The organism is Synechococcus sp. CC9605 (assembly GCF_000012625.1).
Lineage (GTDB): Bacteria > Cyanobacteriota > Cyanobacteriia > PCC-6307 > Cyanobiaceae > Parasynechococcus.
In genome coordinates this window covers 2,292,676-2,318,359 of the sequence record NC_007516.1, presented here as the reverse complement: position 1 = coordinate 2,318,359, position 25,684 = coordinate 2,292,676, and the positions used below count along the sequence as shown (strand labels likewise).

The 25,684-nt window shown below is 52.7% G+C and carries 25 protein-coding genes; 10 read left to right on the top strand and 15 right to left on the bottom strand.

The features are described from left to right. Window positions 1-15 precede the first annotated feature (15 nt). The 4 genes from SYNCC9605_RS12510 (at window position 16) to SYNCC9605_RS14160 (ending at window position 2,771) form a co-directional block, all read left to right on the top strand. The gene (locus tag SYNCC9605_RS12510) at window positions 16-492 is read left to right on the top strand and encodes a cyclic nucleotide-binding domain-containing protein (protein WP_041435287.1); all 477 of its coding nucleotides are present in this window, start codon (window positions 16-18) and stop codon (window positions 490-492) included. Next, window positions 493-1,347 (top strand): class I SAM-dependent methyltransferase family protein, encoded by an 855-nt coding sequence (locus SYNCC9605_RS12505; protein WP_011365436.1) that lies wholly within the window; start codon window positions 493-495, stop codon window positions 1,345-1,347. Window positions 1,348-1,581: 234 nt separating this feature from the next. Then, window positions 1,582-1,737 carry a hypothetical protein gene (locus tag SYNCC9605_RS15635; protein WP_156783137.1) on the top strand — a complete coding sequence of 52 codons (156 nt, stop codon included), beginning with the start codon at window positions 1,582-1,584 and terminating at the stop codon, window positions 1,735-1,737. A gap of 653 nt (window positions 1,738-2,390) precedes the next feature. Beyond that, window positions 2,391-2,771, top strand: coding sequence for an FkbM family methyltransferase (locus SYNCC9605_RS14160; protein ID WP_198002457.1), 381 nt, complete (start codon window positions 2,391-2,393; stop codon window positions 2,769-2,771). Window positions 2,772-2,869: 98 nt separating this feature from the next. Here SYNCC9605_RS14160 and SYNCC9605_RS14155 read toward each other — a convergent pair whose 3' ends face one another. From SYNCC9605_RS14155 to thiO, 10 genes are all read right to left on the bottom strand, one after another. Further along, window positions 2,870-3,820 carry a HesA/MoeB/ThiF family protein gene (locus SYNCC9605_RS14155; protein ID WP_257929513.1) on the bottom strand — a complete coding sequence of 317 codons (951 nt, stop codon included), beginning with the start codon at window positions 3,818-3,820 and terminating at the stop codon, window positions 2,870-2,872. An 879-nt stretch (window positions 3,821-4,699) separates the two neighbouring features. Continuing rightward, window positions 4,700-5,275, bottom strand: a complete 576-nt coding sequence (locus SYNCC9605_RS12500) for a GNAT family N-acetyltransferase (RefSeq protein ID WP_011365432.1) — start codon at window positions 5,273-5,275, stop codon at window positions 4,700-4,702. A gap of 12 nt (window positions 5,276-5,287) precedes the next feature. After that, window positions 5,288-6,496 (bottom strand): diaminopimelate decarboxylase, encoded by a 1,209-nt coding sequence (locus SYNCC9605_RS12495; protein ID WP_011365431.1) that lies wholly within the window; start codon window positions 6,494-6,496, stop codon window positions 5,288-5,290. Next, window positions 6,493-7,287 carry a class I SAM-dependent methyltransferase gene (locus tag SYNCC9605_RS12490; RefSeq protein WP_011365430.1) on the bottom strand — a complete coding sequence of 265 codons (795 nt, stop codon included), beginning with the start codon at window positions 7,285-7,287 and terminating at the stop codon, window positions 6,493-6,495. Before SYNCC9605_RS12490 ends, SYNCC9605_RS12495 begins: the two co-directional genes overlap by 4 nt. A gap of 365 nt (window positions 7,288-7,652) precedes the next feature. Further along, window positions 7,653-9,800: an NHLP family bacteriocin export ABC transporter peptidase/permease/ATPase subunit gene (locus SYNCC9605_RS12485; protein WP_011365429.1), complete on the bottom strand. Its 2,148-nt coding sequence runs from the start codon at window positions 9,798-9,800 to the stop codon at window positions 7,653-7,655. Beyond that, on the bottom strand, window positions 9,800-10,921 hold the full coding sequence (locus SYNCC9605_RS12480; RefSeq protein WP_011365428.1) for an HlyD family efflux transporter periplasmic adaptor subunit: 1,122 nt from the start codon (window positions 10,919-10,921) through the stop codon (window positions 9,800-9,802). The genes SYNCC9605_RS12485 and SYNCC9605_RS12480 overlap by 1 nt, the downstream gene beginning before the upstream one ends. After that, window positions 10,918-13,605, bottom strand: coding sequence for an ATP-binding cassette domain-containing protein (locus SYNCC9605_RS12475; protein WP_257929509.1), 2,688 nt, complete (start codon window positions 13,603-13,605; stop codon window positions 10,918-10,920). The genes SYNCC9605_RS12480 and SYNCC9605_RS12475 overlap by 4 nt, the downstream gene beginning before the upstream one ends. Window positions 13,606-13,667: 62 nt before the next feature. After that, window positions 13,668-14,003, bottom strand: a complete 336-nt coding sequence (locus tag SYNCC9605_RS12470) for a hypothetical protein (RefSeq protein WP_041435285.1) — start codon at window positions 14,001-14,003, stop codon at window positions 13,668-13,670. Continuing rightward, window positions 14,000-14,266, bottom strand: a complete 267-nt coding sequence (locus tag SYNCC9605_RS12465; protein WP_041435282.1) for a hypothetical protein — start codon at window positions 14,264-14,266, stop codon at window positions 14,000-14,002. The genes SYNCC9605_RS12470 and SYNCC9605_RS12465 overlap by 4 nt, the downstream gene beginning before the upstream one ends. Before the next feature lie 113 nt (window positions 14,267-14,379). Further along, window positions 14,380-15,504 carry a glycine oxidase ThiO gene (thiO, locus tag SYNCC9605_RS12460; protein WP_041435279.1) on the bottom strand — a complete coding sequence of 375 codons (1,125 nt, stop codon included), beginning with the start codon at window positions 15,502-15,504 and terminating at the stop codon, window positions 14,380-14,382. A gap of 98 nt (window positions 15,505-15,602) precedes the next feature. Between thiO and gatB the strand changes: the two genes are divergently transcribed. Both gatB and SYNCC9605_RS12450 read left to right on the top strand, forming a co-directional pair. Further along, window positions 15,603-17,087 (top strand): Asp-tRNA(Asn)/Glu-tRNA(Gln) amidotransferase subunit GatB, encoded by a 1,485-nt coding sequence (gatB, locus tag SYNCC9605_RS12455; protein ID WP_011365424.1) that lies wholly within the window; start codon window positions 15,603-15,605, stop codon window positions 17,085-17,087. Beyond that, complete coding sequence (locus tag SYNCC9605_RS12450; protein WP_011365423.1) at window positions 17,087-17,878, top strand: prolyl hydroxylase family protein; 792 nt, start codon at window positions 17,087-17,089, stop codon at window positions 17,876-17,878. The genes gatB and SYNCC9605_RS12450 overlap by 1 nt, the downstream gene beginning before the upstream one ends. Before the next feature lie 434 nt (window positions 17,879-18,312). On the opposite strand, the gene SYNCC9605_RS12445 is transcribed toward SYNCC9605_RS12450, so the two are convergent. From SYNCC9605_RS12445 to coaE, 5 genes are all read right to left on the bottom strand, one after another. Beyond that, the gene (locus SYNCC9605_RS12445) at window positions 18,313-18,603 is read right to left on the bottom strand and encodes a hypothetical protein (protein WP_011365421.1); all 291 of its coding nucleotides are present in this window, start codon (window positions 18,601-18,603) and stop codon (window positions 18,313-18,315) included. A 61-nt stretch (window positions 18,604-18,664) separates the two neighbouring features. Then, entirely contained in the window at window positions 18,665-19,192 is a 528-nt protein-coding gene (locus SYNCC9605_RS12440; protein ID WP_041435276.1) for a hypothetical protein, read from the bottom strand. Window positions 19,193-19,401: 209 nt separating this feature from the next. After that, entirely contained in the window at window positions 19,402-19,929 is a 528-nt protein-coding gene (locus SYNCC9605_RS12435) for a hypothetical protein (RefSeq protein ID WP_041435273.1), read from the bottom strand. Window positions 19,930-20,138: 209 nt separating this feature from the next. Continuing rightward, a complete protein-coding gene (locus SYNCC9605_RS12430; protein WP_011365418.1) occupies window positions 20,139-20,666 on the bottom strand; it encodes a hypothetical protein in 528 nt (175 codons plus the stop codon). Between the two features lie 106 nt (window positions 20,667-20,772). Continuing rightward, the gene (gene coaE, locus SYNCC9605_RS12425; RefSeq protein ID WP_011365417.1) at window positions 20,773-21,396 is read right to left on the bottom strand and encodes a dephospho-CoA kinase; all 624 of its coding nucleotides are present in this window, start codon (window positions 21,394-21,396) and stop codon (window positions 20,773-20,775) included. Window positions 21,397-21,446: 50 nt separating this feature from the next. Here coaE and argJ point away from each other — a divergent pair, with 50 nt between their 5' ends. The 4 genes from argJ (at window position 21,447) to SYNCC9605_RS14145 (ending at window position 25,034) form a co-directional block, all read left to right on the top strand. Further along, entirely contained in the window at window positions 21,447-22,655 is a 1,209-nt protein-coding gene (argJ, locus tag SYNCC9605_RS12420) for a bifunctional glutamate N-acetyltransferase/amino-acid acetyltransferase ArgJ (protein ID WP_041435270.1), read from the top strand. 786 nt (window positions 22,656-23,441) lie between these two features. Beyond that, on the top strand, window positions 23,442-23,792 hold the full coding sequence (locus SYNCC9605_RS12415; protein WP_011365415.1) for a VOC family protein: 351 nt from the start codon (window positions 23,442-23,444) through the stop codon (window positions 23,790-23,792). Between the two features lie 174 nt (window positions 23,793-23,966). Beyond that, the gene (locus SYNCC9605_RS14975) at window positions 23,967-24,425 is read left to right on the top strand and encodes a hypothetical protein (protein ID WP_011365414.1); all 459 of its coding nucleotides are present in this window, start codon (window positions 23,967-23,969) and stop codon (window positions 24,423-24,425) included. A 177-nt stretch (window positions 24,426-24,602) separates the two neighbouring features. Next, window positions 24,603-25,034, top strand: a complete 432-nt coding sequence (locus tag SYNCC9605_RS14145; RefSeq protein ID WP_011365413.1) for an ester cyclase — start codon at window positions 24,603-24,605, stop codon at window positions 25,032-25,034. Window positions 25,035-25,684 lie beyond the last annotated feature (650 nt).

The window sequence follows — 25,684 nt, the reverse complement described above, 5'->3', positions numbered from 1 at the left end:
CCAGGAGAATGACTGGTGCAGGAAGGCGAGGGAGCCGATGGCTTGCTCCTGATTTCGTCGGGTGTGGTGCAGGCCCAATGGGCCGATTTGGTTGATGCTCAGGGGCCGCTCTTGGGTCCAGGCAGCGTGCTCGGTGACATCTCTTATCTGCTCGACGGTGTGGCGCGCGCCAGTGTGATTGCCCTGGAGTCTGTCGACGCTCTGCGGTTGTCTCGCCAGGGTCTTGATACCTTGATGGAGGGAGATCCCGCCCAGGGGCAGAGGCTGTTTCGAGCTCTGGCAGCCATCAATGCCCAGCGCTTGTTGCTCCAGACCCACTCTCAAATGGGCGACGGCGTGGCCGGACACGGGGCTGCTTCGTTGATGCCCGAACCTTTGGCTGCGGCCGTGCAGCGCTTTAAGCAATGTGCGGCTGCGGTGGAGGTGGATCTACGCCGCAGCAGCCCCGATCCAGTGCTGAGAAGCGATTTGATGACTGCCTTCGACACCTAGGTGTGTCTGACCGGCAGCCTGTTTCCGCCACTCTCGGGAGGGACTCCGGCGCCTGACACTGCTGCCCTCCAGGCGTTGCGCCTTGAACTGCTGCCCTATCTGCTGCTGACCCGCTCCGCAGAACGGATGTACCGCAAGCCGAGGGGCTATGCGGGGGATTTCCTCACGATTGCTTGGATGTATGCCGACGAGCCTGGCAGAGCAGGGGAATTGGGCACTCTGCTGGACCGATGTTTTCTTAATCAGCCGGCGGCGCGGGCTGTGCGCAACCGGCGAGGGCTGTTGCGTGAGGAGTTGCAGCGGGCTCTCACCCTCACGGATCAGAGGCCCTTACGGGTGACAAGCTTGGCTTGCGGCCCGGCTGCGGAAGTGTTCGACATCCTCTTGCACAATCACGATTTGCCTGCCCAGGTGCGCTTAACCCTCGTGGATGTGGATCAGCAGGCCCTGGAGTTCGTCCGTGAGCGGTTGATTCGCGAGGGGCTGGAGTCGGTGGTGCGCTTGGAACGCCGCAACCTGCTGCATCTCTGTATCGGCCGTCAGCAGCTGGAGCTGGAACCCCAGCACCTGATCTATTCCATCGGCTTGATTGATTACTTCGATGATCGAATTGTTACGCGTTTGCAGACCTGGATGCGTGGCTGCCTGGCCCCAGGAGGGCGCTCCATCCTGGGCAATTTTCACATCAGCAACCCCACGCGCGTATTGATGGATCATCTGCTCGATTGGCGACTCATCCATCGGGATGAAGGCGACATGGAGCGGCTGGCGGAGGCTGCGGGCTTCGCTCCCGGCACAACGCAGTGCCGTTTGGAGGAGGCCGGCGTCAACCTATTTGCGGTGTCAACGCGTTGAGCAGCCAGGCATTGGCTCCATCCCTGCTCCATCACCAGGACCAATCGGCGACACCGATGGGGCTCAAGCGTTAGCCACGATGCTCTGGGTACAACCACAGATCCTTGGGTCCGTTTGACAGATTGTTTATTGATTTCTACAGGCCTCGAGGTTGCTTCTGCTGCTTGATCCTCTGCTCATGCGCATTTCAGAGCGGGCTCGAGGCAGGTTATGAGTTGACGTGGCCGATTCCTGATGACTGCCCTACTGAAGTTTGATAAGCCTGAAGTTTCAGACGAGCTTTGCACCACTGAAACGATCTCGAGTCTTTCCACTATTATTCAGGCAGGGATGGTCATGGAAGATAGTAATGATCTTGCTGTCAGCATGTTTGACGTAGATTTCATGTAGAGAGATTCAATTGTGCTGGAGGGATCAAGGGCTTATTGATGATGAAAGTTGTGCTGGATCTTGCTCATGCCAATTCAAAACCGTCATTCGGATACAATCTGCGATTCCAAGTAAAACAATCGAGCTAGGTATTGATTCAAAGAACTAGCCTCTAGATCCATCACAATAGATGGCAGACACCCTGGGCATTGAGGATCAAATGCAACAATCTGTTGAAATTCTATTGTCCATCGCTAAAATATTCAATATATTCATGTTTACGTGATGATAAAGAAAATTTTTCGGACAATATCTGCCTATTTTGCTCATTTAAGTCAAGCTAAGGTGATTGATATTGATTATTTTGAAAGACTCTTGTCATTGGCTAGAATGGGCTTTAAATTGCCAGTAATAAAGGAAATGAAATATCCTCGAGCCGTCAAGCAGATTTGATTAACTTGCTGATCAAATCAAATTCACAAATTGGAGCTGATCTAATCTGCTTGCATCAATTGAATTATAAGGAAAACGGTTATTTTGTTGAATTTGGTGCGTACGATGGTATTGATCATAGTAATACTTTATTGCTAGAATCTGAGTTTAATTGGACTGGTCTTCTTGTAGAGCCTTGCAAAAGAGTCAATTATTAATTGAGAATCAATCGACCACAATGCTTGATTGACGGCTCCTGTATTACAGGAAAAAGCAATACAAATGTGGAATTTATTGATTGCACTGATGGTGAATTGTCTACACAAAAAAAGTATCTAAAAAAGGGGGCAATATCTAATAGGAGAATTAAAAATACAAGCCATAAGGTTCCTACCTTATCCCTAATAGACCTTCTAGATAAGTATTGTGCTCCAGCTCACATCGAGTTTTTATCAATTGATGTTGAGGGTGGCGAACTTGAAATATTGAAAGCATTTAATTTTCACAGGTATACATTCTCTATGATAGCGATTGAGCATGGCTGGACTGATTCCGAGGCTAAAATGGATAAGATTTTAAGTCAAAATGCATATAAGAGCAATTCAAGAATCTTCCGAAGATAGATGCTTGGTATTTTTTAGAATCGTGAAGCTGAATCAAAGATAGGAGATATCTCATGTTCCTAGAGGGTTGAAATCAATACAGGGATAGCTTTTATTGTTTAAGCATGGCATCTGCAATCTGGTGCAAATGTGAGAGGCTCAAATGTCGTGCTGTAGTTGCTCGAATTCAATATAATTTGAGTACCTTTTGTTGCTATATCAAGACCAAGAAGGTATCTGATTACCTCATTCACTGCCATTGCGGAAACAATCGTGTTCAGAGGTCCATAAGATGTTGCTTGTACTTTCTTATTGATTTGCCGGCCAGATGGAACATTCCCCTGGAGAATCCTACACTGATGACACGGTGTTTCGCCGGGAATTATAAAAGGGCCTACCATTCCATTGATTTCAGCGTACCCAGCTGAAATATAGGGTGTATTGGTATCTAGAGAGGCTGCATTTGTCCATTCTTGAATGAGCTGAGTTGGAGTATCTGCTGATAATATCCAAGCATCGCAATTTCCGAAGAATGCCAGAATATCGTCTGGGCCATTAATTTTTGACCGAGTTGCTTCAATGATTGTGGCGCTATTTCTGGCATTGATTCTCTCTTTGATCTGGTCTATTTTAGGCAGGCCAATGTCTTGCTCTTCTAGTAGCACGACTCTTGGTAGATTGGTTTCCTCTAAAAGGTCATCATCTGCCAGTGAAAGAATTCCAATACCTGCGGCGGCAAGGAGCAGTGCACAGGTGGATCCAATCCCGCCGGCTCCAATTAAGCCAACCTTCTTTTCTGCCAGACAGCCATAGTGTTCGCGATTGACATTGAAAATATCATAATATAATTCATGACGGTCATATCTTCCAGCCTTTCTAGGCTCTTCCAGAATATTTAGGTCAATTAATTCTTGCCATATCTGGCTGATTTCACTTGGCTTCCAGTTCTGGTTTTCCTGTGTTAATTTTTCAATTACTTCTTCTAGAGATTGTGGCTTATTTAGAATCTCTAGAAGAAGGGCAAGAAAGGGTGGTGGGCTTTCCAGGATAAAGTGTCGTGGTGGTGCCATCCCAAAGGTCAACCCACCGTTACGATCTTGTCTAATTGAGATTGATCTCTTAAGTTGTAATTGCATAATGGTTTTGGAGTGGCTTAACTATTGTAATTAGCTGTTTGCTATTTAGTGATTTTTTATCAATTCATCATGTCAGCCCAGAGTTGATTTTTAGCCACTTTGTCGAGTCGCTTGGGTTGTAGGAGTGTTTTGCGTGAGGTGCGTGGTTTGAAGAACGTGCGGCGGAAGAGGCCAGCAGCAACGTCAGAGAGCTCTTCATTCGAGAGTTGACGGTCGTTAGGTTGAGTCATTTTCAGAGAATGTGAGAGAAGTTCAAGCTGTTGATCAGCTTGTCTATAGGATCATCGAAGTGTGGAAGTGATGTGTTGATGTTGATCAAGGGGGTCTGTGATGTTGATCAAAGATGGTGAAATGAGCGACTAAAAAGCTACCGCTGCTGCTCTAAACAAAAGAGAGCAACAGCGGTAGCTGAGATCGAGGAGATGAATGATCGCGAGAGCGATCAATTCATCATGTCAGCCCAGAGTTGATTTTTAGCCACTTTGTCGAGTCGCTTGGGTTGTAGGAGTGTTTTGCGTGAGGTGCGTGGTTTGAAGAACGTGCGGCGGAAGAGGCCAGCAGCAACGTCAGAGAGCTCTTCATTAGAGAGTTGACGGTCGTTAGGTTGAGTCATTTTCAGAGAATGTGAGAGAAGATCAAGCTGTTGATCAGCTTGTCTATAGGATCATCGAAGTGTGGAAGTGATGTGTTGATGTTGATCAAGGGGGTCTGTGATGTTGATCACATCCCAACTGGTCTAGTCCCTCTTCATTCTTATATTTTGCATGCTATATCTAGCTATTAGATGCTGATGTCTAGAAAAATCCTGCTACGCTAGGAATTCCTGCCTTGCATTCTGTATTCTCTTTTGGTTAATCCATAGACGATGTGATCGATATAGCGATCTTTGATCCATTCACTTTCCTTTAGGAGGCCTTCTCTTCTCATCAAGAGCTTTTCGGCGATTTTTCTACTGGCGATGTTGTTTTCTGCGCATCGAATCTCAATTCGATTGAGCCTAACCTCTTCGAACAGGTGCTCGATGAATTTCTTGCTGCATTTCTGCATCAGTTTTTTGCCGGAGTACTCTTCACCAATCCAGTAGCCGATCGATGTTTTTTTATTGCCCCAGTCAATAGTATGGGTTGCAATACATCCCGAAAGTCTTCCCTGAACAAAGATGCCATAGGTGATCTCATTTTGTTTTTGCATCTCCTCCTGTTGGTGTCTAATAAAACTCGAGCTGTCTGTCTGTGACTTCACGCTTGGAACCCAAGGCAACCATTCCGCTAAGTATTGATAGTTTGATCTAACTAGATTGTATAATTCTTCTGAGTCCCATTGCATTAGGCCCCTTAGGATGATCCCTTCTTCAACAATTAATTCAGAAGTAGTGGCTTTATCTCTCAAAGTAATATCTCTCTATCTGTGTTGATTCTGTCTCATTTGCCTCGGGCTTAAGCATCCACTCAGCTTCTTTATGCCTTCTCTCGATGAGCCGTAGATTGATGGGTAGGGTTGAGTCCAGGCATTGAAATTTTGCATGTCATACCCCCCGGTTGAACCAATTGCGATCCAATCTCCTATTCTTAAGTCCGAGGGGGGGCCTTCAAGCTCATCAATTATTAAGTCTGATTCAAAGCAGTTGCAGCCATAAACTTCGTATGGGGTACTCTGCTCCTCATCAATTTCTTGCCTCAAAAAAATCACCGGGTGATACCATGAGTGCATTGATTTTACTAAATTTAACCCAGCATTTGTGACGACAATATTCCTATCTTCTCTTTTCTTGATCTGCTCTACTCTAGCCAGCAAGAGTCCATTGTCCTCAACTAAGCACCTGCCTGGCTCAATCACAACCGTTTTATTGTTGAGGCTCAGATTTTTCTTCGAGATAATTGATTTGATGCAACTAGAGAATGCTTCAGGCGTAGGTAGTTCCTCACTCTCATTCGCTAGTGCTGTATTTGCTGGAAACCCTCCTCCAAAATCAATCCAGGATAATTCATGCCAAGTCTCCGTTATGCAATCGATGCATGACATGATACTTTCTCGGTATTGATTTATATTGGTAATATTTGAACCACTATGCAGGTGAAGGCCTGAAAAGGATATTCCTGTACGCTTCATGATCGTCGTTGCTTCTTTGAATTCACTCCTTGTCAGTCCAAACCTTGAGTTTATTTTGTTTTTATAGGGCATGCTTAGACGCGCACCTACCTTTAGCTTGCTTGGATCGGATGTGATCTCAAGCAGATCGATTAATTCTTGTACTGAATCGACCTGAATATTTACGTTTAGCTCCGCAGCTCTTTTGTGCTCCTTTTTTGATTTGACAGGTCCATCGAAGTAAATATTGTTCGGCTCAAAGTTATCGGATAGTGCCCATTCCAATTCTTGGCCACTCACGACCTCGGCCCCCATTGATTTTGAATGCATGAATGTTGTAATGGCTTGTAGGCTATTTGTTTTAAATGAATACGCTAGCCTGACCTTTTTGAAATCTGCATCGAATGCTGATTTCAGGCGCATGATCGAATTTTCTATTCCGTCAAAGTCGATAAGATAAAAAGGCCCCGTTTCCGAATCTCTGATTTTCGCAGTGATCTCAGAGAGTGTTGGCTCTGTCATTTCTTTGTCCAGATTTGAATGCAGAAGCCTTGATAGTCTCGATGTTTATTCAGTGTTGATCTTATTCTCAGCAGTTTTGCGTAGCAGGCGTCTAAAATATCGTTGTCTTTGATTTTCTCCCTAAGCTCTTGGGTGTAGATTTGCTGCTTGATTAGCTTCTCGACCATTATTTTGTCGTATGTTGGTAGCTCATAATGTTCTTCCCACATCTTGTGAAATTGTTTAGAGAAGAGTTTGTCCCAATATGCTGCCGTCCATTCGGGATTTGGCTTGAATCCAATGGCTTGATACACCTCTTCCAGTAGCTCTTCTGGGGGTTCTTTTGTGTAATAAAAGCTTGAAATACAAAGTATCCCTTTTGTGCGGAGTGTTCGCGCACATTCCCCGAGTGCTGCTTCTCTATCTTGGATAAAGCTGAAATTACATCCGCCTAGAACGTGAGTGAATGTTTTCTCTTTAAATGGAAGATTACATGCATCAGCTACTTGGTAACTTAAGCGGTTCAGCTTATTTGTTTCTGCTTCTTGCTGGGCTCCTTTAATTGCTTTGCTAGAGATGTCTATGCCGTCAGCGCTGCAGCCCGTGCTCAGGGATATTGTTCTTGATGAAAATCCGGTGGTGCATGCTAAATCAAGAATGTGGCTATCTTTGTTGATGCATCCATTCTCTGTCCATGCGGTGGTTGTTATTTCTCCTCCAGGCGGAGTGTTCTTCTGATTGATGAAGGCTACAAAATCTGGATAGTTTAATTCTTCGATATCCTTCTTCGAGATTTTATGATTTGTGCTCATGGTGTTGATGTGATTGATTAAATTCTCTACCCTTTATGACCCTGTCGCGGTGATGTGGGTCACGTTTTGCGTTGATGCTGCTCACATCTTCGCTTAGTGTCCATTTAGCCAGAGGCTCGCAAATTGGCCATGAGGCTTCATATCGATTTACTTTTTGCTATCTGCGTTCGCCCTCAGCCTGTAGGAAAGGCCTTGCAGCTTCATCAGATGGTGGCTCTTTCCCTCGTGTGTAGAGAGTTGTAATCTCTTTAGCTCTTCGTTTGTAGACGCTTCTACTGTCCGGTCTATTTCGACGGTTGCTGCTGCCGTATCTATGCTTCTCTTGCGTGTGTTGTCGGCTTTCTCGGCAATTTGCCTTTTCTTGTTTACTGTGAATCCATCAGTAATTGCGTGTAGAGGCCTGATGTTTCCGTAATAAGTTGTTCATGATTTCCTTGTTGAAGGATGTTTCCTTGATCCATGACTAGGATTAGGTCGGCATCGCGAATTGTGCTCAGCCGGTGAGCCACAATCACTTGTGTGCATCCACGGCGGGCGAGGTTTGCAATCACCTTTTGCTCAGTATCGGCGTCTAGAGCGGACGTTGCTTCATCCATGATCAGGATGCTGGGGTTGGTGACTAAGGCTCGGGCCAGTTCAAGTCGTTGACGTTGCCCTCCTGAAAGGTTGCGGCCGCCTTCGCTGAGCACAGTATCGAGTCCATTGGGCAGGCCGCGAACTACGTCGAGAATCTCCGCATCCCCGCATGCCGTCAGCAGTTCGCGCTCATTGATCTCTGGATTCCAGAGACTGAGGTTGTCGCGCACGCTGCATCCGAAGAGCTGGATGTCCTGTTGCACCATTGCCAGTGAGCTGACGGCCACCGCACGCGGGATGGAGAGCAACGTATGGCCGTCGAAGAGCAGCTCTCCTGTACTGGGCTGATGCAGGCCTCCCAGTATTTTGGCCAGCGTACTTTTACCGCTGCCGCTACTGCCGACAAGGGCAACCCGCATCCCTGCCTCAATCGTGAGAGAAAGGTTGTTGATCAGCGGGGCTTGGATTGTGGTGAATGCGAAGCTCAGTTGCTGGAGCTCGATGCGTCCACTTAAGCGAGTTGGTGTGTTTGCTTGATCCTGGCCTGAAGCATTTGTAATTAACGGATCACGTGGTTGTTCGAGAACATCCTCGAGTCGGAGAACACCTGCTTCAAATTCAGGTAGATCCTGCACGAACCCGATCAAACTCTCGATTTGCCCTTTCAGGCTGAAGGCAATGGTTTGGGCGGCCAGAAGCATGCCCAAAGTCAGGTCTCCCCGGATGACGAGAAGAAAGCCCAGAAGGAGGACGGCAACCTCATTAAATGTGGTCAGACCGTTGGGAACTAGTCGCAATTTTGCATTGCGAAGTTGAATGGCCTGAAGGGTGTTGAGCAGTCGACTCTGGTATCCCGCAAAGCGGCGGAATACATCGTGTTCGATTGCAGCAGCCTTGATCGTTTCGATGTCGCGCATGGCACTCACCACCACGGCACCGCTTTTGGCTGCATCCTTCTCCAGCGTGAGGCTGGCATCCTTTTGGGTGCGAAGGTTGAGTTGCACCACGATCGCGTTGATGGAGGTTGTGCTGATGATCAGTACACCTAGCCATGGGCTGTAGAGAAAGGTGAGGATGAGATAGAACACCAGCAGCAACAAGCCAGTGACCATCGGGATCAGACGTCCTCCGATGAACTCGGCGATGCTGGCGTTGATCTCCATCCGACCAGCGATATCCGATGCATGGCGCTGGCTGTAGAAGCGTTCAGGTAGGGCGAGGATTTGATGCTCGAAGCCAATGGCGAAACGCCGGGTCAGGCGCTTTTCCAGCCGGCGGGTCCCCACCAGTTGCAAGTGCTGGAGCACGACTTGCACCCCAATGCTCAGGGCCATCGCCCAGAGCATTGGTTTGAGCCATTGGTTCATGTTGTTGCCTATTACCTCGTCCAGATAGATCTGTGCGAAGACCGGCATCACTAGCTGCGGCAGAATCAGCAGAAGCCCGGCGATCAGGATGAACAGAGCCGCGCTCGGTTCGCTACCGAGGCGCCGCAGCACGATCGGCCAGACCGACGGAGCTTTTCCGCCGCGTTTGAAATCGGGCCCAGGTTCCATCGTCAGGACGATGCCCGTATAGCTGCGGTCGAAGTCCTCTCGACTAACGCTGCGGCGGCCAAGGGCGGGGTCGTTGAGGGCGACGCGATCGCCACGAAATCCCTCGAACACCAGAAAATGATTGAACTCCCAGAAGAGGATCGCCGGCGGCTTCAACTCTTCCAGAGCCGTTAGTCCTTTTTTGAATCCCTTGGCCTCCATCCCAAGGCGGCGGGCCGCACGGATGAGATTGGCTGCATCGCTTCCGTCTCGCGAGACGCCACACATCTCGCGCAGTTGGGTGAGGGGAACGTAGCGCCCGTGGTGCTGCAACATGATGCTCAGGGAGGCAGCACCGCACTCGGTGTTCTCCATTTGCAGAACCGTGGGCGTTCGCACCATCAGTAGATCCCCGTGAGATCCCGCAGGATCGGGATCACGTAGCTGATCGGGCGCCGTTCTTCCACGAGAACCCGAACCTCTGTCGGTGTTCCTGTGGTGAGTTGCATGGCTGGTCCTGGGCCACCACCCCAGTCGTAGCCGCTGATGGTGGCTGGATCTCTCTGTAGAGAGGTTTGGACTTCAATCAGCGGTCCCTTTGGATCGATCCTTATCGCGTCGAGTAGGGACTCGAGCCCTAGACGTTTGGTCAGGGCATTGTCACTCACTGGTAGTCGTCGGATGCTGAGGACCTTGCCTTCGATTCCACCGTGGCGTTGTTGTTTGGTGCTGGTCGGGCTGATACGTACCCGTTGGCCCACGCTCAGGCGTTTGCCATCTCCAGCAGGGAAGAAAGCCAGACTTTCCAGCGGGGCTTGCCCTGGATTGGCCTCGATGGTGAACACAGTGGTGCCCTGTTGCAGCACCTCGCCTCTGTGAACGTTGCGATCAATCACACAGCCGTCGATTGGAGCGCGGATCTGGGCGATTCGTGCGATTTCCTCATTGCGCGCTTCGACCTTGGCTCGTTGTTGCAGGATCTGTTGCTCCCGCTGACCATTGCGGGCTTCGAGGGAATCCACCAGGCTGCTGAGTTCCTTTTGGCGTTCGCTGAGTTTATCGATTGACATCGCTCCTAATTCGGCCAGGTGTTTGATGCGCGCGATATCTGACTCTTGTTGTCGGATTCGGATCGCTCCCAATTGGTCTTCGTGTTGGTCTTGATTGATGAGTTGTTCCAGTTGCCGTTCGGCTTCCTGTTTGGTGACTTCCTGGTTGACGGGGTCAACCCTTGCCATCAATTGGCCGCGCTGCACACAATCTCCGATCGCCTGATTCAGTTCAAGAATTCGGCCAGCTAATTCGCTCTGAACCACCATGAGACTGTTGGTGCGGATCAGCACTCCCTTGCCGCTGATCCGCACGGGCAGTCGGCCAAAAATGGACCAGATTGCGATCGTGAGACAGAATCCACCCAGGGAAAGGAGAAGCAACCACTGACCTGGACGAAGCAGTCGCAGCGGTTGATCGAGTTGTTCAGGACTGGACAGTGCATCCAGTGCTTTTTTGCGGAAGAGGCTCATGTGATCTGCCGTTCCATCATCCGGGAAAACAGCCCCTTGGCTTGCATCAGGGTGTCGCAGCTGCCCTGCTCCTGCACCTGGCCCTGCGCGAGGACAACGATCTGATCAGCCTGTCGGATCGTGCTAAGGCGATGGGCGATCACAATCCGGGAGATGGAGAGTGATGCAAGGCTGCGCGTGACGATCGCCTGAGTGCGGTTGTCGAGGGCGCTGGTGGCTTCGTCAAAAATCAGGATTCTGGGCTGACGTACGAGGGCCCGCGCGATTGCGACCCGTTGTCGCTGGCCGCCCGAAAGAGTGCCGCCTCCTTCCGGAACCATGGTTTGCATGCCCATTGGCATGGCCCTGATTTCATCGGCCAGGCCTGCTAGCTCGGCCGCGTGCCATGCCTCCTGTTCATCGATCACGCTGCCGCCTGCGATCGCTTCCATCAGGGTGCCGTTGAAGAGGGTGTTCGTTTGGAGCACCGTTCCGATCTGTCGCCGCACGCTGTCGATCCTTAGACCGTTGAGCGGTTGGCCATCGAAACGGATTTCACCGTCTTCCGGGGCTGCGAAGCCCAGTAGCAGGCGAACCAAAGTGGATTTACCTGACCCCGAGGGGCCAACAATGGCGAGTTGCTCCCCCGTTTTGATCTCGAGACTCACGCCATCCAGCACGAGCGGTAGCTCTGGTGCATAGCGATAGCTCACGCGATCAAGCTGTACGTGGCCTTGCAGAACGCCTGCTTCCTCAAGCAATTCGGCAGTTTCTGGTTCGGTTTGGAGGATCGGTCGGGCCCGTTCGTAGATCACAGGCATGTCGAAGGCGCCAATCAACAGTCCGGCGAAGCCGGCGGCCGCACCGATGAAGGTGCCAAATGCCGAGAAGAAGCCGAGGAGTTGTCCCACGTTCGGCGCATTCAGGGTCGGAGCATTGGCTGCCTCAGCGATTAATCGCGTTACAACGATGTATATGAGCAAGGTGCCGAGGTTGGGCATGACCGCCTTCAGCAGGGAGGCACTGGCTTCCTTGGCATCAAGTGCATTTTCAAGATTGACGATCTTCTGGAATTCCTGACCCCACCATCGGGCCGCAGCCTGTTCAGCGCCGGCCAGGCGCAGCTTGGCTACAGCACCGAGCAGTTCCAGATTTCGGCTTTGTGCCTGACCTTCCGCTTCTTCCTGTTGTCGTTGCAAAGGCCTCGACTGCAGACCAATCAGCGCAGTGGGAAGGAGGATCAACGCGGCTACCACCAGCGCTAAGGCTGTCAGCTTCACGCTGATGCGCAGCATGAACAGGATGTAGATGCTGGTCAGCACCAGCCGCAGTAGCCCTCCCTCCAGAAGTTGTTGGATCTCAGCGCGTAGTTCGTCGAGAGCACCAAAGCGCAGCTGTAAGTCACCAACATTTCGCGTTCGGAAAAAGTCGGTTGGCAGGCGCAGCAGGCGGTGCATGCCGGCCAGTTGCGAGCGGGCGGCACCCCTTTGCTGGCTGAGTTGAACGGCCCTGGTTTGCACCCATTCGAAGCAGACGCGGGCAATGCCTGCTGCCACCAGGATCAGGCTGATCTGGAGCAGCAGGCCCAGGTCTCGATCGGGAAGAGCCTGGTTGGTGATCACCGTGTTGAACGTTGGGGTGAGAAGGGAAAGCAGGGTGGAGAGCAGCATCACGCCAACTCCCAAGCGGAAGCCCCCACTGAGGAATCCCAGAGTGGTGCCGGTGAGCAGTCCGGCAATCCCCATGCCGAAAATCCAACGGGCGGCTCCAACGTCTCTGCCGATTGCCAGAAGGAAGCCGATGATCACTCCAAGCAGGAGTCCGCCGATCACGAACGCTGTGGTGTGGCGTGGCTTGCCATAGGCAAACCGCAGCAATCCAAGAGTGCTCTGATCCTTTGAGCCGAAGGCTGGGCTGACCGACAGCATGCGGGGGGAAAGATTCTCGAGCCATGGGCTGCACTGGTGTAGCGGTAATGGCCTGGACATCTGTCCAGGCAGCCAGGCGCGATACCCCTTGGCAGTGGATTTGAGCACCACGATGCTGCCGGGTGTTTCGGATTGGTCGTCTTGTTCGTCGACAAAACCGATCAGGTCTCCACAGTCGTGATTCAGATCGCTCGCATTGATCACCACCTCCCGAGCGAACAGATCCGTGCGATTGAGCAGTTGTTGCAGCCGACGTCTCAGGTTCGGATCGGCCAGGTGAGAGGGAAGCGGTAGCAGCTTGCCTTGATCCCTGCAGACCAGGGAGAGTGCACTGAAGACCGGATCGCTCAGGTGCTTCCCCTGTTGCGTTGCACCGTCGGGGGATTCAAGATTGTCTGCGCCGCTGATCTCCATTTCCACGAACAGCTCCTGTTCGCTTCCATGGCTCAGAGGTTGATAGCTCTGCAGCAACGTCTGATGACGCTGGTCAGAGACGCCATGCCGCGCGATCAGTTTCTCGATTAACTCCTGCTTGCTTGGGGGGAGCGAGACGTCTTCACCTTGTTCTTCACCAAGCTCTTCGCTCAGGCGTTGTCCTAACCACTGACGGCCCTCTGTGTCGTCGCCATCGGCCAGCAACTCCACCCGGCTTGTTTGGATGGCTTGTAGTTTCAGTTTGATTTCGCTTGATATCGGCTCTGGCAGGCCTGGATAGATGCGTTCAGCTTCCAGACGCAGTAGTGCGAAGTCGCGCTCGCCAGAGGAGACGAGCAGCATCTCCCCCTCTATGATCCGAAAGGGCAAGGCAGGCCATGGCTCCTGTCTGCCTGCACCCCAGCTCATGGCTCTGTGGTCTCCTTGGTCTGAAAGTGATTGCAGAGCCAGTCGACGTGGCGAGCGGCTCGACTGATGCCTGTGAGCTGAGCGAGATCGAGACGATCGATCTCGCTCAGCTCAGCTTGTTGGCTGTGGGTTACGCCTCGGTAGCGTTGGAGTTGATCCCGACTGTGTTGGGAGAGCAGGCAGGCCAAGCCTCGATCAAAACGGCAGGGGAGGGAAAGGTCGCTCTCCAGTTCGGCCAAAAGGAGTGTGCCATTGATCGTCAACAGAGCCATGCCATCGGGGCAATGCACGCCTGCTGAGGCCCCATGTTGCTCCTCCAGTACCAAACTCATTTCCCCCTCAACAACTCTCCACGGCGGGTGCTCCCGACGACTTGGTTGACCTCAGAGAGGGTGACCAGGATGTCCGCACTTCCGCTCAGGATGGGATGAAGAGCTGGTGTGGGCTCGCCCTCCAGGAGCATCAAGAGCCTTAGCTGCTGCTCTCCTTCCTGAATCAGTCGCGTGGAGCCTTGGATCGTCCCAGTCACTCCTGTGGACTTCAGCCAGTTCAGAAGTTTCGGACTGCTGCGCTCGAAGACGCTGAAGGGCGGCATGGCTTGGAATGATGGCTGCCTTGGGCGGTTCAGTGCCAGGTTCTTTTCAGGATGGCTGTGGGATGGCATTCATGCAGCCCTTGGGGCGGAAAGAAAAACTCAATCAACGCTTCTTAGGGTTCAGAGTGCCAGCGATCCCAGCGGAAACTGGGCAACAGAGCCGCGAGATCCTTGCGGGGTGCACTACCACTGGCCAGATCGGCGATCAACTCCGCGGTTGCTCCTGCCATCAGCACACCATTGCGGTGGTGGCCGCAGGCCAGCCACAGTCCAGCGATCGGACTCTCACCCAGTAAGGGGCCTTCGTCGGGTGTGCAGGGACGAAAGCCCCACCAGCGTTCCATCGGCGGCCAGTTGATGGCTTCTGGCAGCAACGCGGCAATGCCCTGTTCGAGGGTGGTTTGCCCCTGGGGTGTGAGTCCTTCGTTGAAGCCTGCGTTCTGTTCCGATGTGGCTCCCACCACCACCAGGCCATCTTCTCGCGGCACGAAATAAGTCCCCGGACCGAAGATCACCCGCCGCAGAGCACCTCGAGGAGTCTGCAATGACAACATCTGCCCCTTCACCGGAAACACCTGAAGCTCCGGTAGCAGTTGGGCACTCCAGGCGCCGCTACAAAGCATGGCTTGGCTGCAAGAGAGGGTGGACAAGGTTCCTTCCAAGTCCCTCGTCCGGACACCTTTCAGTTGGCCGTGGTTTTGCAGTAGCTCCTGCACCTCCACTCCTTCTTGGAACTGCACACCTCGGTCGACACAGGCGCTCTCCAGCGCTCGCATGAGCTGGCGTCGGTTGTCGATTTGTCCGTCTTGGGAGAAGAGAAGCCCAGCGGACCATTCAGGGGCCAGCCCAGGGAGTTCCTGTTCCAGCTGCTCGCGATCCAGTGGTTCGCCAAAAGCGGCTGTGGGGTAAAGGTCTCGCTCTTTGTCGCTGCGGAACGGCACGACGATGCCCGTCGAGCGCAGACCGCAAGGCAGGCCACTGTCAGCCTCGATCTGGGCCACCCAGCTCGGCACTCGTCCGAGGCTGAGTTGCCCCAGTTGCAGTAGAGGGCCGCTGAGACCTTCGGCATGGGGGGCGAGCATGCCTGCAGCAACAAACCCCGCGGCTTCACTGCGTCGTCGGCTGAGCACGGTGACGGCAATCCCTTTGCGCGCTAGTTGATGGGCGATCGCCAGGCCCATGAGGCCACCGCCGAGCACTAGAACCGGTTCAGAAGAAGAGCTGCGAGCGGCGGTCATGGCGGGATCGAGGCCGGTGGATGCGTCTTGGCAGCCTCTCAGCTTGCCGTTTAGTCCTCTTCCATAGGATTGCGGTCTCTGACAGACCCTCACAGCGGATGCCGGCACCTGCAGCAAAAGACCAAGCCTGGGAAGCCGTGATCGGTCTGGAGACCCACGTGCAGCTGGGAACCGACAGCAAGATCTTCACGGCTGCCTCCACCACCTTCGGTGATGAACCCAACACCCATATCGATCCAGTGGTGTGCGGGTTGCCTGGCACGCTGCCGGTGCTGAATCAGAAGGTTCTCGAGTACGCCGTGAAGGCAGCGATGGCGCTGAATCTGAACATCGCTGAACACAGCAAGTTCGACCGCAAGCAATATTTCTATCCCGATCTGCCTAAGAACTACCAGATCTCTCAGTACGACGAACCGATCGCTGAAGAGGGCTGTATCGAGGTGGAGGTCGCTGAAAAAGGCAAGGACACTTACCTGAAGACCATCGGTATCGAGCGTCTTCACATGGAAGAAGACGCCGGCAAGTTGGTGCATGCCGGCAGCGACCGCCTGGCGGGTTCCACCCACTCGCTCGTGGACTACAACCGGGCCGGTGTGGCCCTGGCCGAGATCGTCAGCAAGCCGGATCTGCGCACGGGCCGCGAGGCTGCGGAATACGCCTCGGAGATCCGCAGAATCATGCGTTATCTGGGCGTGAGCGACGGCAACATGCAGGAGGGATCCCTGCGTTGCGACGTCAACATCTCCGTGCGTCGGGGCCCGGATGCGCCCTTCGGAACGAAGGTGGAAATCAAGAACATGAACTCGTTCTCGGCCATCCAGAAGGCCTGCGAGTACGAGATCAAGCGTCAGATCAAGGCCTACGAGACCGGTGAGCCGATCGTTCAGGAGACCCGCCTCTGGGATGAGGGCAAGCAGCTCACCAAGAGCATGCGCAGCAAGGAAGGGGCCAGCGATTACCGCTACTTCCCGGATCCAGACCTCGGCCCGATTGAGGTGAGTGCGGATCAGCGGGAATCCTGGCGCGCTGAATTGCCTGAGCTGCCTGCCGCCAAGCGCCATCGCTACGCCGATGAGCTTGGTCTTTCCCAGTACGACGCGCGGGTGCTCACCGATGAGCGGCCGATGGCCGACTACTTCGAGGCGGTTGTGGGCGCTGGCGCTGACGCCAAGCTTGCGGCGAACTGGATCACCGGCGACATCGCTGCCCATGTGAACAGCAACCGGCTCAGCTATGCCGAACTGCCCTTCCGTCCTGAGAAGTTGGCCGAGATGGTGCAACTGATCGATGGCGGCAAGATCAGTGGCAAGATCGCCAAGGAGATTTTGCCTGAGCTGCTCGAGAAAGGCGGCTCACCCAAGGCGATCGTCGATGAGCGTGGCCTTGGCATTATCAGCGATCCGGCGGCGATCGAAGCCATCGTCGATGAGCTGCTGGGGGCCCATCCCGATGAGGTGGAGGCCTTCCGCGGCGGCAAGACCAAGCTGCAGGGCTTCTTCGTCGGACAGTTGATGAAGAAGACCGGTGGTAAGGCGGATCCCAAGCTCGCTAACCAGATTCTGAGCAAGAAGCTCAAGGTTTGATGAGTGGAGCGACAGCCATTCCCGATGCCTGGAAGGAGTGGCTGCTGCAGAACCGTGATCGCGGATGTGATCCTGAAGGATTGATGCAGCGGGCCCTTGAGCAGGGCTTCGCGCGCGAGGCGATAGTTGCGGTCCTTCAGTCGTCGACGCCCGATTGGTTGGCCTGGTTCGAGGCCCCACTCACCCGGCCGGATCACCGGCCTCGCGCCTGGCGGTTGGATACCTCACTGGCCCAGGTCTATGAGCTGCCAGGACTGCTCAGCCATGAGGAATGTGAGCAGGTAATCGACGCCATCAACGCGTCACTGCAGCCGTCAACGGTGACCCAAGGCAGCAGCGATTACCGCACCAGCCGCACCTGTCACTTGCGCCAGAACCATCTCCAGATGGCGGCGAACCTGGATCAGCGTTTTGCGGCCTTGTTTGGCGTGGATCCGCGCCTCTCGGAACCGATTCAGGGGCAGCGCTACGACCCCGGGGAATACTTCAAGGAACACACAGATTGGTTTTCGCCGGGGACGGAGGAATACGCCACTCTCACCGACATTGGCGGTCAACGCACCTGGACGGTGATGGTTTATCTCAACACTGTGGAGCGGGGTGGAGAGACGTTGTTCCGCCGCCTGGGGCGCTCGTTCACGCCTGTGCCTGGTACAGCATTGGCCTGGAATAACCTCCAGGCCGATGGAACCCCCAATCACTTCACCCTGCATGAGGCCCTGCCAGTGGAGGCGGGCCAAAAATGGGTGATCACCAAGTGGTTTCGCGCCGACTTCGGTCGTAATGATTGACTCAACGAGGCTGTGTTGGGCCTGCGTACTGGGACAGGGGGCCGTTGTAAATGTTTTGCGTTATTGAGCGTCCATCGGGGGAAACTCGCAGCACGGTAACTTTTGTTGGCGGCGCCCCGGATTCCTGCCAGCCGGGTTGTCCGCCTGGGAAGTGAAAAATGAATCCAGAGGCATCACGCTGGGCAAGGCATCGATTGTTAGAGACCCCCCGGTACATGCAGCGTCCCGGTCGATAGTTTGATAGCCCGCCATTCATGCGGATTGCTGTATCGCGGGCCAAGTTGAGTGCTCGTTTTGGTGCATTGGTATCGGTCTGAGCCTGAGAAGGAGATGGGAGGGTGAGGGCTGGGCTGAGCAGAAGAATGGTCAGAGCAAGGTGTTTGAAGTTCATGATTAATTGTCTTTTGAGTTGCTTTGATTGAACAGGCCCGAGCTTAAAAGCCAAGCAGGCCAAAGATTTGATCGTTGATTTGCTTGATAAAGCTGTTGTTTTGATTCTCTTTTGTGGGTTCTTTGTTGGCCTCTGCGTTGATAGCAGTTTCGGGGATCATGCCAGAAAGGTGAATGAATTTGCAGACCTCTTTTGTGACGCAAAATTCTATTCTAGCTTCCGTGCTGTCGGTTTCAATGCGAATGCGACTTTCTTCGGCGGAGCCGGGGTGTGCGGCTGCAGCTGTGCTGAGTGCAGCCAGGAGGATCGGTGCAAAAGTTTTTCGGAAAGACATTGGTTGGAATGCTTGTAGTGATTTTTTGGTGGTGTGGAGCTGCAGTGAGGTTTGTAGAGAGTCAGAAGGTTTGAGCAGGTTGGGCTGGGTAGGGGTAGGGCCCATAGCCCGCGGGATTGACCACGGGGGGTTGGGGATAGCCAGGCACGTAGTTCACGGTTGTGGGTGCGCCGTGAACAGGTCGGGCCTGCTGGGCCTGGAGTTGCAGCTGGAGTTTCAACAACTCCAGTTCATGTTGTTGCTTGATCAGGGCGAGTTCGGCGTCTGAAGGGCCAGAGGAATTTTCAGCTTTTTGGTTTTGGCTGTTGAGAATCAGCCCGGTGATGAGATTGCCTCCAAGGCCGATCAGCTGCGAATTTCTGTCATGACGACGGTCTTTAGAGGCTTCCTCTTGGACGACATCGATGGCCTCGCTGCAGTCGCGGCCACCGCCTGCGACGCCAGGGAGGACGACAAAGCCTTCATCACAAGCGCCTTTATCGCCGAAGATGTCCTTGACGAAGGACTGGGCGTGAGCGTCGGGAGCGGAGAAGGAGAGAAGGGAAGCGCCGGCAGCGATGGAGGCAGCGGCGAGGCGGAGTGAGGTCATGGTTTTAACGCTGTGTGTGAGGGATGTTGTGTTGGGCATGAACTCAAGATCTCTCGCTGTGGCGTTTGATGTGATGACCGTGCTCTCAGCGATCTGTGATTTCGCTCACAGCCATCAAAACAGCTGCGATGCAGATGTTTTTGGGTTAGCTAAGGCATGAAAAAGCAGCCCTGAGTGACGGTCAGGGCTGCAGTGAGGTTTGTAGAGAGTCAGAAGGTTTGAGCAGGTTGGGCTGGGTAGGGGTAGGGCCCATAGCCCGCGGGATTGACCACGGGGGGTTGGGGATAGCCAGGCACGTAGTTCACGGTTGTGGGTGCGCCGTGAACAGGTCGGGCCTGCTGGGCCTGGAGTTGCAGCTGGAGTTTCAACAACTCCAGTTCATGTTGTTGCTTGATCAGGGCGAGTTCGGCGTCTGAAGGGCCAGAGGAATTTTCAGCTTTTTGGTTTTGGCTGTTGAGAATCAGCCCGGTGATGAGATTGCCTCCAAGGCCGATCAGCTGCGAATTTCTGTCATGACGACGGTCTTTAGAGGCTTCCTCTTGGACGACATCGAGGGCCTCGCTGCAGTCGCGGCCACCGCCTGCGACGCCAGGGAGGACGACAAAGCCTTCATCACAAGCGCCTTTATCGCCGAAGATGTCCTTGACGAAGGACTGGGCGTGAGCGTCGGGAGCGGAGAAGGAGAGAAGGGAAGCGCCGGCAGCGATGGAGGCAGCGGCGAGGCGGAGTGAGGTCATGGTTTTAACGCTGTGTGTGAGGGATGTTGTGTTGGGCATGAACTCAAGATCTCTCGCTGTGGCGTTTGATGTGATGACCGTGCTCTCAGCGATCTGTGATTTCGCTCACAGCCATCAAAACAGCTGCGATGCAGATGTTTTTGGGTTAGCTAAGGCATGAAAAAGCAGCCCTGAGTGACGGTCAGGGCTGCAGTGAGGTTTGTAGAGAGTCAGAAGGTTTGAGCAGGTTGGGCTGGGTAGGGGTAGGGCCCATAGCCCGCGGGATTGACCACGGGGGGTTGGGGATAGCCAGGCACGTAGTTCACGGTTGTGGGTGCGCCGTGAACAGGTCGGGCCTGCTGGGCCTGGAGTTGCAGCTGGAGTTTCAACAACTCCAGTTCATGTTGTTGCTTGATCAGGGCGAGTTCGGCGTCTGAAGGGCCAGAGGAATTTTCAGCTTTTTGGTTTTGGCTGTTGAGAATCAGCCCGGTGATGAGATTGCCTCCAAGGCCGATCAGCTGCGAATTTCTGTCATGACGACGGTCTTTAGAGGCTTCCTCTTGGACGACATCGATGGCCTCGCTGCAGTCGCGGCCACCGCCTGCGACGCCAGGGAGGACGACAAAGCCTTCATCACAAGCGCCTTTATCGCCGAAGATGTCCTTGACGAAGGACTGGGCGTGAGCGTCGGCAGGAGCAAGGGATAAGGCTAAGGCGCCAATTGCGAGAGATGAGGTTGTGATGGTTTTGAAAGACATGGTGATTGTGTGTTGGCTGAGTTGCCCTTGGCATCGGGCTGATTTCACTGTCCGCGGGTTTGCCGTTTGGGGATTTGATCCCGGTCTCCATGGCGTGTGAGCTTGATCACAGCTCTGCTGTGGGGCTCATCTTCAGCAGTTCTCTTGCCTGTGGTTGCCAGGCTCCTGGATGGCCTTGATTGGCAACCACGTGGTCAGCCAAGCCGCGTTTCTGGTTCAGGGGCCATTGGGCGGCAATGCGGGCTTGAGCTGCTTTAGGGCTCAGGCCGTCCCGTGCGATCAAGCGCTCGAGTTGCTGGGATTCATCGCAGTCGACCAGCCAGATTTCGCTGCAGAGCGACTCCAAGCCCGCTTCGAATAACAGCGGAATCATCAGCACAACGGCTGGCGTATCGGCATGCAAGCTGAGCGCTTGATCGAAGCGCTCCCGCACGATCGGGTGAATTAGATGCTCAAGCCAGCGCCGCTCAGCGGGGTCATGAAAGACGATGCGCCCCAGGGCAGCTCGGTCGATGGCTTCGGTTGCCTCCGCCCGGACCGTTGAGCCGTACCGCTGCATCACGCTGTTCGTGGCGGGATGACCGGGCGCGAGGGCCTCTCGGGCGAATTGATCCGCATCCAGAACCGGCAGCCCTTGCTGCGCCAACCAACGGCCCACGCTGCTCTTGCCGCTGGCAATCCCGCCTGTGAGTCCGATGCGTCGTTGCGAGAACGGCTCGCCAGGCGCCATGGTGTCGGAGCAGGATGCACCCAGTGTCTCGCGGCGGATCAGCGGTGGCGATGGCTTCTTCTTGGCAACCGATCCCGGGTGGTTTGACGGCACCGCATGGGTTCCAGGCGGCCGGCATCGTTGCCGGCCTGAAGCCCTCGGGTAAGCCTGATCTGGCGCTGGTTCTGGCCCCGGAGGCGGCGGTTTGTGCAGGCACCTTCACCACATCAGTGGTGCGGGCGGCCTGTGTTGACCTCTGCCGTGATCGCCTCGTGAGCCAAGGCGGCCAGGCACGTGCTGTGTTGATCAACTCCGGCCAGGCCAATGCCTGCACAGGAGATCGCGGGCTGGTCGACAGCCAGCGCGCCACCCAGGTGCTTGCTGATCAGCTCGGCGTCGATTCGGAGTCGGTGTTGATCTGTTCCACGGGCGTGATCGGTGTGCCGATTCCGATGACGACCCTTCTGGCCGGTTTGGCGCCTTTGGTTGAGGCGTTGGATGACGCGGGTGGCGATGCCGCTGCCAACGCCATCCTCACCACCGATCTGGTGGACAAGCAGGTGGCGCTGGAACTGGAACTGGAGCTGGAGGGGCGCCGGGTGCGCATTGGAGGCATGGCCAAGGGCTCGGGAATGATTCATCCCGACATGGCCACGATGCTTGGCTTTTTCAGTTGCGATGTCGGCGTCGATGCCAGTGTCTGGCAGGGGATGGTGCAGCGTGCGGTGCAGCGTTCCTTCAACGCCATCACCGTTGATGGAGACACCAGCACCAATGACACCGTGCTGGCCTTTGCGGCAGGCCCATCGCTGGCCGAAGAGCACCATGCCGTTCTGGAACAGGGCCTGACCCAGGCCATGCAGCAGCTGGCCCAGGCCATTGCCCGGGACGGCGAAGGTGCCACCTGTCTGATTGAGGTGCAGGTGGAGGGTGCAGTTGACGAAGCCGCGGCGTTGCAAGTGGCGCGCACAGTTTGTGGTTCGTCCCTGGTGAAGACCGCAGTCCATGGCCGGGATCCGAACTGGGGGCGAATCGTGGCGGCTGCGGGCCGCTCCGGTGTGTCTTTCGATCCGGATGCGGTTGCTCTTTGGATTGGTCCGCATCAACTAATGGTGGCTGGCCAACCCGTGGCCTTTGATCGCCCTGCAGCCAGCAACGTTCTGAGGCAAGAGCACGTTCCGATTCGCCTCGGCCTGGGGGATGGAACCGGCTGTGGTCAGGCCTGGGGATGTGATCTGTCGGATCAGTATGTGCGAATCAACGCCGATTATACTACGTAAGCCAAGAATCCTGTGATCGCAGCCGTTCTGAGGGGTTAAATTTTCTATTTAACACCATCGTAACACCCTTCAACAACGTAACTGTTGCCTACTCCAGTCTACCTAAAGCAAAAAAACTGCAGTTAATATCGGGGCAACATGTACAGATATAGAGCCAATGATTTCTGGGAATTGTTCATTGGTTGCAATAGTTCCCCAGATGTGCTTCGTCGCTAGGAATAAGTCCGACAAAGTAATACTTGCTAGGTATTTTCCATTTTTAATTAACATAATCATGCCCAATTAGGCTTTTAGGTTTACCCCTATGGGGGCAATAATATTGTAGATATATACGCAATACACCCTCTTAAATTTATGTGATATTTTTGCGGCTTACAATGCATATGCCCCGTTACATCTTAGTGTATGAAAAAGGTTGAACTCTCGTCATGAAGTGGAATTTTAAGTCCCTTGGCTGGTATTTGCTCGCCGATATCTTAGTTATCGTTACTTGGAGAATCTGGATACCAGACTGGTTTGAAGCAGACAGAATTATCCCGTTTTTGATTGCAACTATTCTCATCTGGCTATGGGATTGCAGAAAGAAGAGGTGAGAACACACAAGAGCGGAGATTTATATTATTTTTTTGGGATTTTATGGAATGTGCCTAAACGAACATCGCCTGACTACTGATACTGCTATCGACAGCACATACACCTTCCATCTCCGATGTCAGAAGAGCAACTCAAAGCCTATCCCTGCAGAAAGAATGAAGACAAAGAAGACGCAACTTGTACTAATGAACAATGATCCCCTTCAAGCTATTTTACGCAACATTATCAACTCCTAACATCGATAGAGCGGCAGCATGGTATAGAGAGAAACTTGAATTCGAACAACTTTTCCGATTTGATTTTCCCGAATTTGGCACGAGTGTTATTCATCTGGGTAAACACGACTTTGGTATAGAACTGATCCAACAAGAGGACTCAGTTCCCTGTCCAATCCCCCAGGGAACTCCACCAGGTCATACAAATGTGCAGGGTCTGACACAGATTGGCTTTATGGTTGAAAATCTTGACCAATTGATTGCAGATCTTGAGGCAAAGGGTGTTGAAAAAGCATGGGAAAAAGGGAGAATCCGGCATTTGGCGTAAATTTTCAATTTTTCCTAGATTGTGATAGCCGCCTCTTGCAATTTGTTCAACTACGTACTGATGTGGTAGAACAAATGAAAGGCCTAGTACAAAAATCGGGCTTTAAATTCTCTTATCAATAACGTTTAAGAAGTTTTCTTTTTTTAGTTACTCATTCTTTCTTGGTTTAAAACGATGGCTCCAATCACCGCTGATCAAGTTCGTGAACTCGGAACACGATTCTATGAAATCATTGATAATCACGAGGCAATTGAGAACTTCATAGATGTCCTAGATGTTGATAATTCAGGCTACAAAATTATTCTTCCTGGCGTTGAATTGAATGACAGAGCTTCAACTGATTCATGGTATCACAGAATGATCGGCGGCTATTTTAATGGTTCTCATATGATTTATTCTGTAGATCTTGAGTCAAGCTCAGAAGAAACGGCGGTCGCCAAAATTGTTTTGATCTGGTCGGCAAGTGTCTGGAAAGCACCCTCGTCGAAGAGCCAATCAGTCAATATTTTGACCTATACAACTTGGACTGTAGGGAAAGTGTCCGAAGGAGGTGTCGGTGGCTTAAAGGTTCTCGCGTACGAAATTGACAGACTTGATTTTGCACCCGGTACATCGCAGCAAACTCCCCACTGATGAGGTGAAAGTCGAAAGATGAGTTAAAAGTGATAGCAATCAAAGGATAGGGATTTTTATTGCTTCAATGATTATCAAACTTTAATTCATTCATCAACCAGAGCATCGCAAGTTCTGAAGTGCTCGATACATACGATTTCGGGACATGGCGTATGATTCGCTAGTCTTTCTATTGCTATGAATTCTTCTGCCAACCCCCTTGTGGCGATATTGGTTGATAGTTTCTATGCTAAAGTTGCTGATCAGTCTGATAGAAATACTGCAAATAAAATAATTAGCCCAACTGTAAAGTTCTACGCTTCAGGTAGTGATGCCCCTGTAGATTTTGATAATTTTTTTAGTTATGTCTCTATGTTTCAAAGAGCCCTTCAGTTTAGGCATATTATTCTCGAAACTTTAGTTGATAGACAGACTGTGCTGATATACTGGCGTGTTGAAGGAACTCACAAGAACGAATTATTGGGTTATGCTCCTACCAATAAAGCTATTGTCTATACAGGTATGTCCTTGTTTTATTTTGATGACCGGAATCTTATCTCAAAGGCAGTAACTTGCTTTGATGAGAAATCTTTCATTGAGCAGTTGCGTGACAGTTCTGAACCTGAATGATTTGCTTTTGTCAAGACTCTAAGACCTCAGGGTCTCGTTACTGCCAAATTGATTTTTTATTGCTAAGACTAGTAATGGATAAGTCAATCCGTTCAACTCAGTCTTGATGTCATGATTCACCAGCATATTCTGGCGCCTGGGATGGTGAGCTGGGATTGACGATCCGATATGCGGAGTATCTGCTCGATCCAGAGCGTGTTGCTTGAGGCGGCTGAGCCAGTGTTTTTCAGCGTCTAAATCTTTGGCTAGGGCAGAAAGGGATGGCTCCTTTCATGGCACGTTGTGTTGTCTTGAAAGTACAAAACGCAGTCCTAGACTTAAGTCGAAGTAACTCTAGGCTCAATCGATTTGTTCGGACTGCAAGCAGACACGAGCAAAGAGATTATTCCAAGTGCAATCGCGCGCTTCATGTGGTCAGCCCTTAGAGGAGTTTTCAATGATTCTGACCACATTCGTCAATAAGACCACTTCTTGTAAGCAAAAAACATCACTGATGGCGGTGAGTGTTACCGATGAATTAGCCGCCTTTGTCAATAGTGGAATGTCTCCTCAACTCATCCTTGATGAACCCAGCGACTGCAAGCAAAGCCTTATTCGGCAATAAATCTAGCGGTTAATGATACAGTGGGTTGTATAAGATACATAATTAA